Annotated in this window: 11 protein-coding genes; 4 read left to right on the forward strand and 7 right to left on the reverse strand. The window is 73.6% G+C overall.

Annotated features, from left to right (window positions below; translation table 11 throughout):
- Window positions 1-288: 288 nt before the first annotated feature.
- From mraY to mraZ, 7 genes are all read right to left on the reverse strand, one after another.
- The gene (gene mraY / locus ACFOW4_RS20415; RefSeq protein ID WP_377530035.1) at window positions 289-1419 is read right to left on the reverse strand and encodes a phospho-N-acetylmuramoyl-pentapeptide-transferase; all 1131 of its coding nucleotides are present in this window, start codon (window positions 1417-1419) and stop codon (window positions 289-291) included.
- The gene (gene murF, locus ACFOW4_RS20420; protein ID WP_377530038.1) at window positions 1416-2867 is read right to left on the reverse strand and encodes a UDP-N-acetylmuramoyl-tripeptide--D-alanyl-D-alanine ligase; all 1452 of its coding nucleotides are present in this window, start codon (window positions 2865-2867) and stop codon (window positions 1416-1418) included. Before murF ends, mraY begins: the two co-directional genes overlap by 4 nt.
- On the reverse strand, window positions 2864-4426 hold the full coding sequence (locus ACFOW4_RS20425) for a UDP-N-acetylmuramoyl-L-alanyl-D-glutamate--2,6-diaminopimelate ligase (protein WP_377530040.1): 1563 nt from the start codon (window positions 4424-4426) through the stop codon (window positions 2864-2866). Before ACFOW4_RS20425 ends, murF begins: the two co-directional genes overlap by 4 nt.
- Window positions 4427-4478: 52 nt before the next feature.
- On the reverse strand, window positions 4479-6569 hold the full coding sequence (locus tag ACFOW4_RS20430; RefSeq protein WP_377530042.1) for a peptidoglycan D,D-transpeptidase FtsI family protein: 2091 nt from the start codon (window positions 6567-6569) through the stop codon (window positions 4479-4481).
- A gap of 221 nt (window positions 6570-6790) precedes the next feature.
- On the reverse strand, window positions 6791-7396 hold the full coding sequence (locus ACFOW4_RS20435; RefSeq protein WP_377530043.1) for a hypothetical protein: 606 nt from the start codon (window positions 7394-7396) through the stop codon (window positions 6791-6793).
- Complete coding sequence (gene rsmH / locus ACFOW4_RS20440) at window positions 7393-8499, reverse strand: 16S rRNA (cytosine(1402)-N(4))-methyltransferase RsmH (protein ID WP_377530045.1); 1107 nt, start codon at window positions 8497-8499, stop codon at window positions 7393-7395. Before rsmH ends, ACFOW4_RS20435 begins: the two co-directional genes overlap by 4 nt.
- 204 nt (window positions 8500-8703) lie before the next feature.
- On the reverse strand, window positions 8704-9135 hold the full coding sequence (gene mraZ, locus ACFOW4_RS20445; protein ID WP_252418470.1) for a division/cell wall cluster transcriptional repressor MraZ: 432 nt from the start codon (window positions 9133-9135) through the stop codon (window positions 8704-8706).
- 355 nt (window positions 9136-9490) lie between these two features.
- Here mraZ and ACFOW4_RS20450 point away from each other — a divergent pair, with 355 nt between their 5' ends.
- The 4 genes from ACFOW4_RS20450 to ACFOW4_RS20465 are packed head-to-tail and all read left to right on the forward strand — an operon-like array spanning window position 9491 to window position 12924.
- Window positions 9491-10738 (forward strand): MurT ligase domain-containing protein, encoded by a 1248-nt coding sequence (locus ACFOW4_RS20450; RefSeq protein ID WP_377530073.1) that lies wholly within the window; start codon window positions 9491-9493, stop codon window positions 10736-10738.
- Window positions 10728-11447, forward strand: a complete 720-nt coding sequence (locus ACFOW4_RS20455; protein WP_377530046.1) for a type 1 glutamine amidotransferase — start codon at window positions 10728-10730, stop codon at window positions 11445-11447. Before ACFOW4_RS20450 ends, ACFOW4_RS20455 begins: the two co-directional genes overlap by 11 nt.
- Window positions 11444-12127, forward strand: a complete 684-nt coding sequence (locus tag ACFOW4_RS20460; RefSeq protein ID WP_377530049.1) for a TVP38/TMEM64 family protein — start codon at window positions 11444-11446, stop codon at window positions 12125-12127. Before ACFOW4_RS20455 ends, ACFOW4_RS20460 begins: the two co-directional genes overlap by 4 nt.
- The gene (locus ACFOW4_RS20465) at window positions 12088-12924 is read left to right on the forward strand and encodes an aminoglycoside phosphotransferase family protein (protein WP_377530050.1); all 837 of its coding nucleotides are present in this window, start codon (window positions 12088-12090) and stop codon (window positions 12922-12924) included. The genes ACFOW4_RS20460 and ACFOW4_RS20465 overlap by 40 nt, the downstream gene beginning before the upstream one ends.
- The last annotated feature ends 521 nt before the right edge of the window (window positions 12925-13445 follow it).

A 13445-nucleotide genomic window follows, 5' to 3' on the forward strand; every position in this document is an offset into this window, starting at 1 on the left:
GGGTCCGGCTCGCGGGACGCCGCCGGGTCCGGGGCGCGCGGTGGCGGCCCGCCCGGTTCGTCCGGCCCGCGCGGCACGGTGCCCCGCGGGCCACCCGCCGGTGACCGCCGTGGCCGGTCTGCTGTCCTGTCCTCGGTGCCTGTTTCCTCCCCCACCGGGACATCATCACCGCTGTGCGGCCCCCGGCCCCGCCCACCGGCTCAGCCGGCGTGTCGGGCGGACACGCCACGGCCCCCGGGCCGCCGCCGAGGGCGGGACCGGGGGCCGTGGGCGGCCGGCTGGCGCCGGTCAGGTCACGTTGGCGAGGAACTCGCTGTAGAACAGGCCCAAGGCGATGGCCACCCCGATGCCGGCGATGATCCAGAACCGGACCACGATGTTGACCTCACTCCAGCCCGCGAGCTCGAAGTGGTGCTGCAGCGGCGACATCCGGAAGACCCGTTTCCCGGTGGTGCGGAACGAGATGATCTGGATGACCACGGACATCGTGATGATCACGAAGAGCCCGCCGATGATCGGCAGCAGCAGGATGGTGCGGGTGGACATCGCCATACCGGCGATCAGGCCACCCAGGCCCAGCGCCCCGGTGTCACCCATGAAGATCCGCGCCGGTGAGGTGTTCCACCAGAGGAAGCCGACGCAGGCACCGGCCGCCGCTCCCGCGATCAACGCGATCTCCAGCGGGTCGCGCACCGTGTAGCAGTACGACTGGTGGTCGGCGTAGCTCGGGTCGGCGCACCAGTGCCGGTACTGCCAGAAGGCGATCAGCGCGTACGCGGCGAGGACCATCACCGAGGCGCCGGTGGCCAGGCCGTCCAGGCCGTCGGTGAGGTTGACCCCGTTCGTCGCGGCCATCACCACGAAGATGAAGATGATCACCGCGCCGATCTTGCTGACCTCCAGGGCGTCGATGTCCCGGATGAAGCTCAGCGTGGTGCTGCCCACCGTCTCGGTGTTGGTGGCCGCGCCGCTGGCGTCCGTCATGCTGCTCGGGAAGTACAGCGCGACCACCCCGAACACCGCGCCGACCAGGATCTGGCCGAACAGCTTGCCGCGCTTGTTGAGCCCGGCGCTGTTGCGCTTGCGCACCTTGAGGAAGTCGTCGATGAAGCCCACCGCGCCGGAGAACACCATCAGGCCCAGCAGCACCAGCGCGGTGATGGTCGGCTCGACCTGGGCGATCTGCGCGTCCGGCAGGCTGGTCAGTGCCAGGTGCCCGGCCACGTAGGCGATGACCGTGGCCAGGATGAAGACCACCCCACCCATGGTGGGGGTGCCCTTCTTGCCCTGGTGCATGATCGGGCCCTCGGCCCGGATCGGCTGGCCGGCCTTCAGGCGGGTGAACACCTTGATCGCGATCGGGGTGCAGAGCAGCGAGACGAGGAAGGCCACCCCGATGGCGACGATGACGGCCCTCATGCCGCGCCACCCTCGGTCGTGACCGCGGGGCTCGCAAGCTCACTCCCCGCGCTCCCGGCGCCACCGCTGCCATCGGCGCCGCGCAGCGCGTCGGCCACCTCCCAGGTCCGGTACCGGGAGCCCTTGACCAGGACGACATCGCCCGGCCGTAGTTCGCCCCGCAGCACCTCGACGGCAGCCGCCTGATCGGTGAGCAGCACCGACTCTCCTCCCCAGTTACCTACTGACGTAGCGCCGTCGTGGATCGGCGCCGCCGGCTCGCCCACCACGAGCAGCCGGTCCACGCCCAGCTCGGCCGCGAGCCGGCCGACCTCTTCGTGCCCGTCCCGCTCGAAGGGACCCAGCTCGGCCATGTAACCCAGCACCGCGACCGTACGCCGGTCCCGGCCGAGGCCGGCCAGCGCCCGCAGGGCGACGGCCATCGACGCCGGGTTGGCGTTGTACGAGTCGTCGATCACGGTCACCCCGTCGGGCCGGTCGAAGACGTCCATCCGGCGCGTGGAGACCAACCCCAGCTCGCTCAGTGCCGTGGCCAGCTCGGCCAGCGGCATGCCCAGCTCGCGGGCGACCGCCGCGGCGGCCAGGGTGTTGGATACCTGGTGCCGCCCGGTCAGCCCCAGCCGCACCGGGGCGGTGCCCTCCGGCGTGACCAGGGTGTAAGCGGCCCGGTCCCGGTCGTCCAGGCGCACGTCGACCGCCCGCACGTCGGCGGGCTCGGCCTCGCCGTAGCGGACCACCCGGGCGGTGGTACGGGTGGCCATGGCGTCTACCAGCGGGTCGTCGGCGTTGAGGACCGCCAGCCCGTCCGGCGGCAGCGCCTCGACCAGTTCGCCCTTGGCCAGCGCGATGGTCTCCTTCGAGCCGAACTCGCCGATGTGCGCCACGCCCACGTTGAGCACGACCGAGATCCGCGGCGGCACCACGTCGCACAGGTAGCGGACGTGGCCCACGCCGCGGGCGCCCTTCTCCATCACCAGGTAGCGGGTGTCCGGCCCGGCCTGCAACGCGGTGTACGGGTGCCCCAGCTCGTTGTTGAACGAGCCGGGCGGCGCCACCGTGGTCCCGAGTCGGGCGGTGAGCTGCGCGATCAGGTCCTTGGTGGTGGTCTTGCCCGACGAGCCGGTCAGCCCGATCACGGTCAGCCCCGGCAGCCGGTCCACCACGGCGCGGGCCAGCCGGCCCATCGCGGTCAACGCGTCGGCGACCAGCACCATCGGCACCCCGGGCACCTCGCGGGTGCCCAGCACCGCCACCGCGCCGGCCTCCACGGCCGTCGCCGCGTAGTCGTGCCCGTCGACCTTCTCGCCCGGGAAGGCGACGAAGAGCGCGCCGGGGCGTACCTTGCGCGAGTCGAACTCGACCGTCGCGGTGACGGTGGCGTCCGGGTCGGCGGCCACCAGTCGGCCGTCCGCGGCCGCGGCCACCTCGACCAGGCTCAGCGGGATCATCGCTGGCCCGCCAGGTCCCCGAAGCGGGCCCGCAGCGCGTCGGCCAGCTCGGTGCGGTCGTCGAACGGGTGCACCTCGCCGGCCACCTCCTGGCCGCGTTCGTGCCCCTTGCCGAGCAGCGCGATCACGTCGCCCGGCCCGGCCAGCCGGACCGCCTCGTCGATCGCGGCCCGCCGGCCGGGCACCTCGACGATCCGGGCGGCCGTGCCGGCCCGGTACGCGCCGGCGAGCACCTCGGCGCGGATCTCCGCCGGGTCCTCGGTGCGCGGGTTGTCGTCGGTCACCAGTACCACGTCGGCCCCCTCCGCCGCGGCGGCGCCCATCACCGGCCGCTTGCCCCGGTCCCGGTCACCGCCGGCGCCGATCACGCAGATCAGGCGGCCGGCGCTCAGCTCACGCAGCGCGGCCAGGGCGGCCACGATCGCGTCCGGCTTGTGCGCGTAGTCGACCACGCCGCGTACCGGACCGGCGGTGTCGACCAGCTCCAACCGCCCGGGCACGCCGCCGCAGGCCGCCACCCCGGAGGCAGCGGTCGCCGGATCGACCCCGACCGCGACGAGCATGGCGATCGCGAGCAGCGCGTTGGCCACGTTGTGCCGTCCGGGCAGCGCGACGCCGGCCGGCAGGACCAGCCCGTCCGGGCCGTGCGCGGTGAACCGCTGCGCGTACCCCTCGCCGTCGACACCGTCGGCCCACCAGGTGGCGCTGGAGTCGCCGGCGGCGGAGTAGCTGACGGTGGCCGGCTTGTAGAGCGGCTTGAGCGCCGGATCGTCGTGGTTGAGCACCTCGACCGCGCAGCGGCCGTCGAAGAGCTGCGCCTTCGCGGCGAAGTAGTCGGCGCTGTCGGCGTGGAAGTCGAGGTGGTCGGAGCCGAAGTTGGTGTAGCCGCCGACCGCGAACCGGACCCCGCCCACCCGGCCCATGGCCAGCGCGTGGCTGGACACCTCCATGACCACGGCCGTGACCCCGCGCTCACGGGCGGTGGCCAGCATGGCGTGCAGGTCGGTCGCCTCGGGGGTGGTCCGCACGCTGTCGATCACCAGGTCGCCGAGCCGGGTCTCCACGGTGCCGATCAGGCCGGTGGTGTGCCCGGCGGCGCGCAGCCCCGACTCGACCAGGTAGGCCGTGGAGGTCTTGCCCGCGGTGCCGGTCACCCCGATCACCGTGAGGCCCTCGGTCGGGTCACCGTAGACGGCCGAGGCCACCTCGCCGAGCACCGCGCGGGGGTCGGGCACCACCAGCGTGGGCAGCCCGGTCCCCGCCGCCAACTCGGCGCCGGCCGGGTCGGTCAGCAGGGCCACCGCGCCGGCCTCGGCGGCACCGGCGGCGAACTCCGCGCCGTGCCGGCGGGCGCCGGGCAGCGCCGCGTACAGGTCGCCGGGGCGGACCTCCTGGCTGGCGTGGGTCGCTCCGCTGACCACCACCTCGGCTGCGTCCGCGGGAAGGTCGACGGCGAGCCGGGCGGCGAGATCACCGAGCCGGACTCCGGTCACGGTCTGTGGACGTGGATTGCCGGGCACGGCGTCAGACCCTACCCGGTCGCCCGGTTCCGGCCGCACAGCCGCCCCGGTGGTTCGTCGGCACTCACCGATGATGTCCCGCCGGCCCTGCTCAGCGCGGATAGACCACGAACTTGGGCGCCGACCCACCGGCGGACGGCGGTACCCGATCGTGACGCAGCGTGAACTCCATGATGTCGCGGAACGCCGGCGCGGCGATGGCACCGCCCCCACCTCCCTCCGGGGTGTACGCGAACACGGCGATCACGTACCGCGGCTTCTCCGCCGGGGCCATGCCGATGAAGGAGGCCACCTCGCCGCGCTGCTTCACGCCGTCGACCAGGCGCCAACCGGTGCCGGTCTTGCCGGCGACCCGGTAGCCGGGGATCGCCGCGGCCGTGCCGGTGGCGTCCTTGACCGTGGTGACCGCCTCCAGCATGGTGCGCAGCGCCGCCGCGTTCTGCGGGCTGAGCACCGACCGGGTGACCGGGGCCGGGCCGGGGATGGTCCGGCCGTCCGGGCCGATCATCTCCTTGACCAGATGCGGCTGGACGTACGTGCCGTTGTTGGCGATGGCGTTGTACGCGGCGGCCATCTGCAGCGGGGTGGCGTCGACGCTGTGCCCGATCGGCACCGACCCGTACGACGATCCGCTCCACTCGTCGGGTGGCAGCAGCCGTCCGCTGGCCTCACCGGGCATCCCCTCGCCGGTGGGCTGGCCGAGGCCGAAGCGCTTCTGGTAGTCGATCAGCCGGTCCCGGCCGAGCCAGTCGGCGATGGTGATGGTGCCGACGTTGGAGGAGTAGGCGAGCATCCCGGAAACGCTCATCTCCCGGCCGTTGGCCGGGTGGGTGTCGGAGAACCAGGTGTCGCCCATCTTGATGCTGTTCGCGACCGGGAACGCCGTGTCCTTGGTGATCACCCCCTCCTGCAGGGCGGCGCCGTAGGTGATCGCCTTGTGCACCGAGCCGGGGTCGACCACGAAGCTGGTCGCGACGTCCTCCCGGGCGACCGGGTCGCTCGGGATGGGCTTCGCGGCGTCGTAGGTCGGGTTGCTGGCCTGGGTCAGCACCTCACCGGTCGGCACGTCGAGAATGATCGCGGCGGCGGTGCTGCCCTTGTGCGGCTTCATCGCCGTGCTCAGCACCTGCTGGGTGTGGAACTGCAGGTCCCGGTCGATGGTGAGCTTCATGGAGCTGCCCGGCTTGGCCGGGGTGGTCTTGCTGTAGCCGCCCGGGATCGGCGCGGCGAGGTCGCCGAGGCCGGCCTCGTACACCCGCTTGCCGTCCTGACCGGCGAGCTGTTGGTTGTAGCGGGCCTCCAGGCCCTCCAGGCCGACCATGTCGTCACTGGTGAAGCCGATCAGGTTGGCGGCCAGGTCGCCGCCGGGGACCTCCCGACGCTCGTCACGGTGCACCCCGATGCCGGGCAGCTCCAGCGCCAGCACCTGCTTGGCGGTGGGGATCTCCACCCCCCGGGCCAGGTACTCGAACCGGGACTGGTTGCCGTTCTCCAACTTGCGCGGCGCCATCAGGTCGGTGAGCTTGGAGACCGGGACGCCGAGCAGCGGGGAGAGCGCCTTCGCGGTGGCGGCCCGGTCCTCGATCATGGTCGGGTCGGCGAAGACGTACCGCGCCTCGACGCTGTGGGCCAGCGGGGCGCCGGTGCGGTCGTAGATCGCGCCGCGCGGCGCGGGCAGCTCCACCGTGCGGGTCCGGTCGGCGACCCCGCCGCCAGCGTAGGCCGGGGTGTCGACCGCCTGGAGGAAGACCAGTCGGATGCCGATGGCGGCGAAGAGCGCCAGGGTGAGCGCGGTGCCCAGCCGCAGCCGCAGCCGCGGGTCGGCCAGCTTCGGGGGCCGGGGCGGCTTCCGGGACGGCCGGCGGGCCGCCGGTCGGTCCGTCCGGCGCGGCGCGCGGGGCGTGGTCCGGCGGCGCGGCGGCGGCTCGTCACCGGCCGGGCCGCGCGGCGCGACCGTGCGGACGACGCCGCCACGGCCGGCCGCCGGGGCGTCCCGCCGGGCGGCCCGGGAGGCGCCGGCACGGCCACCGTCGAGCACCTGGAGCGCGGGCCGGAACGGGTCGCCGGAACGGGTGCTGCGCGGGGTACGCCGCTGCTCGGCGCCGCGGGGCGCCGCGTCCCGCTCCTCCCGGATGGTCCTTCCCCGAGGGGTGTACGCGCGGGCGCCGGAGATGCCGCCCACACCGGGATCGCCCGGAGGCGCGTCGAGCCCGGCGCCGGCCTGGCGCGAGGAGCCGCGCCGCGTTCCCGGCTCACCCGCACGCGGGTCGGCTCCGGTCTGCCGCGAGGAGCCGCGCCGCGATCCCGGCTGGCCCGCACGCGGGTCGGCTGCGCTGTCCCGGGACGAGCCGCGCCGGGACCCCGTGGGATCCCGGCGCGGTTCGTCCGACCTCGGTGGCACGGTCAGCCTCCCGCGCCCTGCTGGCTGGTCACCGACGGCTGGCCGGTGGCCGGCTGCGGCACGCCGATGGTCTTTCCGTCCGGGAGCCGGATGTACGCCAGCTCCCCGGCGTCGACCAGGCCCAGTCGGCGCGCCTCGGCGGTCAGGTTGCCCGGCGCCTCGGCCTTGGCGATCTGCTTGTCCAGCTGCTGCTTCTGCTGGTCCAGCCGGGCCTGCTGCTGCTGCAGCTTCTCCAGCCGGAAGGCATTCTCATTGATCTTGGTGTTGACCGCCAGGATGCCCAGCACCCCACCGACCACCAGCACCACGATCAGCGCCGCGAACGGCGCCCGGGGCACCGACACCGGCGGCGGCGGAGCCACCCGCAGCCGGGGCGCACGGGTGCCAGCGCCGCCGGCCCGCTCGACCGGCTGCAGCGCGGCGCTGCCCTGGGTCGGGAACTCGCGCGCCCCCCGGGCGCGAGTCTCCCCCTGCCGCTGCACCCGATCGATGCGTGGCGTACCGTTCCCCACGCGCGGGGCCCGCTCCGCCGCGGTCCGGCCCCCCGACCGCGGTGCGCGCTGCCCGCCACCGGTGCTGTCCCGGCGGTCGCGCTTGTCAACGTTCATGTCCCCTCCCCCTTCGCGTCCGTCCCTCTGCCGCCCTCCGGCGCCTCCGGATCCTCCACAGATCCGGACGACCCCGTCCCCGGCTGGTGCATCCCCTTCACCCGTCGGCGGGACCGTTCGCGGTCGGTCCGCCCCTGCTCTGCCGCGTTCGGGTCGAGTCGTTCCGCGGCCCGCAGCCGCACCGAAGCGGCGCGCGGGTTCGCGGCGACCTCCTTCTCCCCGGGCAGTTCCGCGCCCCGGCTGAGCAGCCGGAACGTCGGACCGGTACCGGGCAGTTCGACCGGGAGGTCGATCGGGCCCTTGCTGCGGACCCGATCCGCGAGCGCCACCTTGGTGAGCCGGTCCTCCAGCGAGTGGTAGGACAGGACCACCATGCGGCCGCCCACGGTCAGTGCGTCGAGTGCGGCTGGCAGCGCTGCCTCCAGCGCTGCCAGCTCCTTGTTTACCTCGATCCGTAAAGCCTGAAACGTTCTCTTTGCCGGGTGTCCGCCCGTTCGTCTGGCTGGTGCCGGAATGGAATCCCGAACCAGCTCCGCCAGCCGCGCGGACGAGGTGATCCGGGCGCGCTCGCGCTCCCGGATGATCGCCGAGGCGATCCGGCCGGCGAACTTCTCCTCGCCGTAGACCCGCAACACCCGGGCCAGGTCCGGGTGCGGATAGGTGTTGACCACCTCCTCGGCGGTCACCCCCCGGGTCTGGTCCATCCGCATGTCCAACGGTGCGTCCTGCGCGTACGCGAACCCGCGGTCGGGCGCGTCCAGCTGCAGCGACGAGACCCCCAGGTCGAACAGGATCCCGTCGATGCCCGGATAACCCAGCCGGTCGAGCACCTCGGGCAGCTCGTCGTAGACGGCGTGCTCGAGGTGGATCCGGTCGGCGAAACGGGCCAGCCGGGCGCGCGCGTGGGCGAGCGCCTCGGTGTCCCGGTCCAGCCCGATCAGGACCGTCTCCGGATGGGCCTCGAGCACGGCCTCCGCGTGCCCGGCCAGGCCGAGCGTCGCGTCGACGTACACCGTCCGGCCGCCCCGACCCAGCGCGGGGGCCAGCAGCTCGAGGCACCGCTCAAGCAGCACCGGCACGTGCGTGCCGCGTAGCTCCCCCATGTTGACCCCCACTGGTTGAACGTCCTTTTCGTGTCGTGCGCCTGTCGCGTACGGCGCCGCCGTCGTACCGCCAGATCCCCATCCGCTCCCGCCCGCCGCCGGACATCCGCCCGATGACTGGATCGTGCGCCTGGCACCGGGGAAGGGATGCCAGGAACTCGAAAGCGGCTGGAGATCTCGCAGTACGTCGGGCGCCGTTCCGCCCTACAGACCGCCGGGCAGCACCCCCTCCTCGATGTCGGCGAAGTCGTCTTCGCTCTCGGCGAGGTAGGTCTCCCAGGCGACCTTGTCCCAGATCTCCACCCGCGTGCTCGCTCCGATCACCACCAGGTCCCGGTCGAGAGCGGCGTATTCCCGCAGGTGGGCCGGGATGGTCACCCGGCCCTGCTTGTCCGGCACCTCGTCGTGCGCGCTGGCGAAGAAGACCCGGCTGTAGGCCCGGGCCGCCTTGTGCGTCATCGGTTGCGCGCGCAACTGCTCCGCGATTCGTTGGAACTCGGGTGTCGGGAAGACGTAGAGACAGCGATCCTGCCCTTTGGTGACCACGACACCCCCCGCCAGCTCATCCCGAAACTTCGCCGGAAGGATCAACCGGCCTTTGTCGTCCAGGCGCGGAGTGTGGGTGCCGAGAAACACGGCCCATACCCCCTCGCCCTTTAGCGGCGTTCGCGGCGCCGCTGACCCCCCGGGCCGGTGGGCCCTCCCGGCCTCACCATTGGGCCCCACTCTACTCCACTTCCCTCCACCTGCAACCAGAATCACCCGCGTGGCGCGCCCGGTGCCGGAGCAAAAGAGCACGTCACAAGGGGTGGAGCGGAGTGGAGGGCCGCGCCGCCCCCACGGCGTGGTCCGCTTTCCGACATAGATCGACTCCGTCCGGTGGAGCCGGATCCGACCGGCCACCCGTCCACCCCGGCCGAACGGTTCACCGTCGGCGGCGATCTGGCGGGGTGGGCGGTCCGGTAACCTCGCTCGGGTGACGGACGCGAAAATGCCCCTACGGGCCAAGGTCGCCAGCTCCGTGTCACGGACCGCCGCGGCGCTCTCCCGGGCCGCCGGCCGTGGCGACGGTTCGGTGATCGGCGGGTGGATCGGCCTCAAGATCGACCCTGACCTGCTGGCACACCTGTCGGCCGGACGGGCCATCGCGCTGGTCTCCGGCACCAACGGCAAGACGACCACCACCCGGCTCAGCGCCGCCGCGGTCGGCGTCCTGGGGCGGGTCGCCACCAACTCCTTCGGCGCCAACATGCCCACCGGGCACACCTCGGCGCTGGCCAAGGCCGGCAGCACCCCGTACGCGGTGCTGGAGGTCGACGAGCACTACCTCGCGCAGGTGCTGGAGGCGACCGAGCCGCACGTGGTCGCGCTGCTGAACCTCTCCCGCGACCAGCTCGACCGGGCCAAGGAGGTCGCCATGATGGCGCAGCTCTGGCGCGCGGCGCTGGTCCGGCACACCGATGTACGGGTGGTCGCCAACGCCGACGACCCGATGGTGGTCTGGGCCGCCACCCCGCCGGCCGACCCGGCCCGCGGCCTCAACCCGCCGCACGTGACCTGGTTCAGCGCCGGCCAGCGCTGGCACGACGACTCCTGGGTGTGCCCCGAGTGCGGCTCCACCATCCAGCGCTCCGGCGAGCAGTGGTGGTGCACCGGCTGCCCGCTGCGCCGCCCGGAGCCGCAGTGGGTCGTCGAGGACGACGGCGTGCTCGACCCCACCGGCGCCTGGCACAAGGTCGCCCTCCAGCTACCCGGCAAGGTCAACCTCGGCAACGCGGCGACCGCGCTGGCCGTGGCCGCCGAGTTCGGCGTCCGCCCGGTCGACGCGGTGTCCCGGCTGGGCAGCGTCACCTCGGTGGCCGGCCGCTACGCCCAGGTGGACAAGGACGGACGCAACATCCGGCTGCTGCTGGCGAAGAACCCGGCGAGCTGGCTGGAGGCCTTCGACATGGCCGACCTGGCGCCGACCCTGCTCTCCATCAACGCCCGCGACCCCGACGGGCTGGACACCTCCTGGCTCTTCGACGTCGACTTCGCCCCGCTGCGCGGCCGGCAGGTGCTGATCACCGGCGACCGCGCGTACGACCTGGCGGTCCGGCTGGACGTCAACGACGTGCCGTTCCAGCACGTCCGCACGTTCACCGACGCGATCCGCGCGGTGCCACCGGGGCGGCTCGAGGTCATCGCGAACTACACCGCGTTCCAGGACATCCGAGCGGAGTTGGACCGTGTCAACTGAGAGCCTGCGCATCGTCTGGATCTACCCCGACCTGCTCTCCACGTACGGCGACCGGGGCAACGCACTGATCCTGGCCCGGCGGGCCCGGCAGCGCGGCATGCCGGTCGAGGTGCTGGAGGTCCGCTCCGACCAGCGGCTGCCCGCCACCGCCGACATCTACCTGATCGGCGGCGGCGAGGACGGCCCGCAGGCGCTCGGCGCGCAGCGGCTGCTCGCCGACGGCGGCCTGCACCGCGCGGTCGCCCAGGGTTCGGTGGTCTTCGGCGTCTGCGCCGGTTACCAGTTGCTCGGCACCTCCTTCTTCGCCAAGGGCGTGCAGTGCCGTGGCCTGGAGCTGCTCGACCTGCGCTCCGACCGGGGCGAGAGCCGGGCCGTCGGCGAGCTGGCCGGCGAGATCGACCCCCGGCTGGGCCTGCCCGCGCTGACCGGCTTCGAGAACCACGGCGGCCGTACCCACCTCGGCCCCGAGGTGTCTCCGCTGGCCCGGGTCAGCGCGGGAGTGGGCAACGACGGCGCGACCGAGGGGGCCTGGCGCGGCAAGCTGCTCGGCACCTACTCGCACGGGCCGGCGCTGGCCCGCAACCCGGCGCTGGCCGACCTGCTGCTGCGATGGGCCACCGGTGCGCACCAGCTCCCGCCGCTGGACGACACCTGGTCCGACCGGCTCCGCAGCGAGCGCCGCGCCGCGGTGGCCGCCGCCCGGGCATGATCCCCGCCGTCCGGCGGCTGCTCCGGCAGCCGTCGGCCGCCCGGTTCGCCCTGCTGGTGCTGCTGATCGTCGGCTGCGGGGTGCTGCTGCTCCTGGTCCCCCGCCCGGACCCCTCGCGGTTGCCGCAGCTGGCCGACCGGCTGGGCGACCTCGCCCCGGTGGCCGCCATCCTCGGCGGCGCGCTGCTGCTGGTCGCGCTGGTCCCCCGGACCTTCATCACGCTGGCCTCCGGCGCGATCTTCGGCCCCCTCGAGGGCGCCGCGTACGCCCTCGGTGCCGCCTTGGTGGCGGCGGCGATCGGCTTCACGGTGGGCCGGCTGCTCGGCCGGGAGTTCGTCGCCGAGCGGGTCCGTGGACGGCTGGCCCGCCTCGACGGCTGGTTCGCCCGGCAGAGTGTGCTCGGCGTGATCACCGTCCGGTTGCTGCCGATCGCCGGTTTCGGGCTGATCAGCTACGGCTACGGCACCACCGGCGCCCGGGTGCTGCCCTTCTTGGCCGGCAGCGTGATCGCCTCCGCGCCGACCGCCTTCGGCTACGCCGCCATCGGCGCCGCGGTCAGCTCGCCCGGCCACGTCAACTGGTACGCCGCCGCCCCCGCCAGCCTCGGCCTGATCGCCAGCCTGGTGCTGATCCAGCAGTGGTGGCGTGCCGAGCGGCGGCGCCGGTCCATGCCGGGCTGATGACCGTGCCCGCACCGATCGACGACGCGTCGGCCGCCGAGGTGCGGCTGGCCGGTGGCTTCATCGCCGAGGTGGTCCGGGTCGGCGACACGGTCCGGCGTACCCCTCCGGCCAACCTGGACTTCGTGGCCGCGCTGCTGCGGCACCTGGCCGAGGTGGGCGCGGACCTGGCGCCTGACCACCTGGGCATCGACGCCCTCGGCCGGCAGGTGCTCAGCCACCTCGACGGCCGGGTCCCCTGGCGCGACCGGGAGGATCCTGCGTTCTTTGCCGATCCGGCCCTCATCCGGTTGGCGGAGCTGATCCGGCGGCTGCACGATGCCTGCGCGGGCACTCCGCTGGCCGGCGAGGCGGAGACGGTCTGCCACCGCGACCTCTCGCCGAAGAACACGGTGTACCGGGACTCCCCCGCCGGGCCGCTGCCGGTGGCCTTCCTCGACTGGGACCTGGCCGCACCCGGCCGCCGGATCTCCGATGTCGCCTTCGCCGCCTGGCACTGGGCCGCGTTGGGCGAGGGCGCCGACCCGGCCGAGCTGGGCCGGCGCTGCCGCGTCCTCTGCGACGCCTACGACGCGACGGCCGTCGAACCGGACCCGGCGGCACTCCCCCGCGCCGAACTGCTGGACGTGATGCTCGAGCAAATCGAGGACACCTGGCGCGGCATCGACGCCGGCGCCGACCGCGACGAGCCCGGCATGCGCCGGCTGCGTGCCGCGGGCGCGGTCGACGGGGTACGCCGCTGGCAGGGCTGGCTGCTCGCCAACCGCCGGACCGTAGCGGCAGCACTGACCACCTGAGCGGCGTTCACGCCCCCGCACAGCCGCCGCGTCACGCCCGTCACGCCTCGGAAACCTAAGCGTCGCGCTACGGCGCCCGCGTGCCGTGCCGCACCACCGCCGCGCACTGGGGCGACGGGCCTCGAGCGACGGACCCCAGGCGACCGGCGGGCGACGGAGCCGCACCACGCACGACGAGCCGCACGCGACCAGCGCGACAAGACCCCACCACGCAACGACGAGCCGCACGCGACCAGCGCGCGACAAGACCACACCACCCACGACGAGCCGCACGCGACCAGCGCGACAAGACCACACCACCCACGACGAGCCGCACGCGACCAGCGCGCGACAAGACCACACCACCCACGACGAGCCGCACGCGACCAGCGCGACAAGACCACACCACCCACGACGAGCCGCACGCGACCAGCACGCGGGTGGCGGGCGATGCGCCGATCGCCCTTATGACTCAGAGGCATAAATATGGATCTTGTGTCGGGTTAGTGGGTTCTTGGTGGGGCCGGTGACAGCGCATGCCG

The organism is Micromonospora sp. GCM10011542, assembly GCF_042650685.1.
Lineage (GTDB): Bacteria > Actinomycetota > Actinomycetes > Mycobacteriales > Micromonosporaceae > Micromonospora.

Bases quoted from the DNA above. Each gene is read 5' to 3' on its own strand.
- ACFOW4_RS20435 (WP_377530043.1), bottom strand. From the start codon at position 7,396: ATGAACGTTGACAAGCGCGACCGCCGGGACAGCACCGGTGGCGGGCAG.
- mraY (WP_377530035.1), bottom strand. From the start codon at position 1,419: ATGAGGGCCGTCATCGTCGCCATCGGGGTGGCCTTCCTCGTCTCGCTG.
- rsmH (WP_377530045.1), bottom strand. From the start codon at position 8,499: ATGGGGGAGCTACGCGGCACGCACGTGCCGGTGCTGCTTGAGCGGTGC.
- ACFOW4_RS20450 (WP_377530073.1), top strand. From the start codon at position 9,491: ATGCCCCTACGGGCCAAGGTCGCCAGCTCCGTGTCACGGACCGCCGCG.
- ACFOW4_RS20460 (WP_377530049.1), top strand. From the start codon at position 11,444: ATGATCCCCGCCGTCCGGCGGCTGCTCCGGCAGCCGTCGGCCGCCCGG.
- murF (WP_377530038.1), bottom strand. From the start codon at position 2,867: ATGATCCCGCTGAGCCTGGTCGAGGTGGCCGCGGCCGCGGACGGCCGA.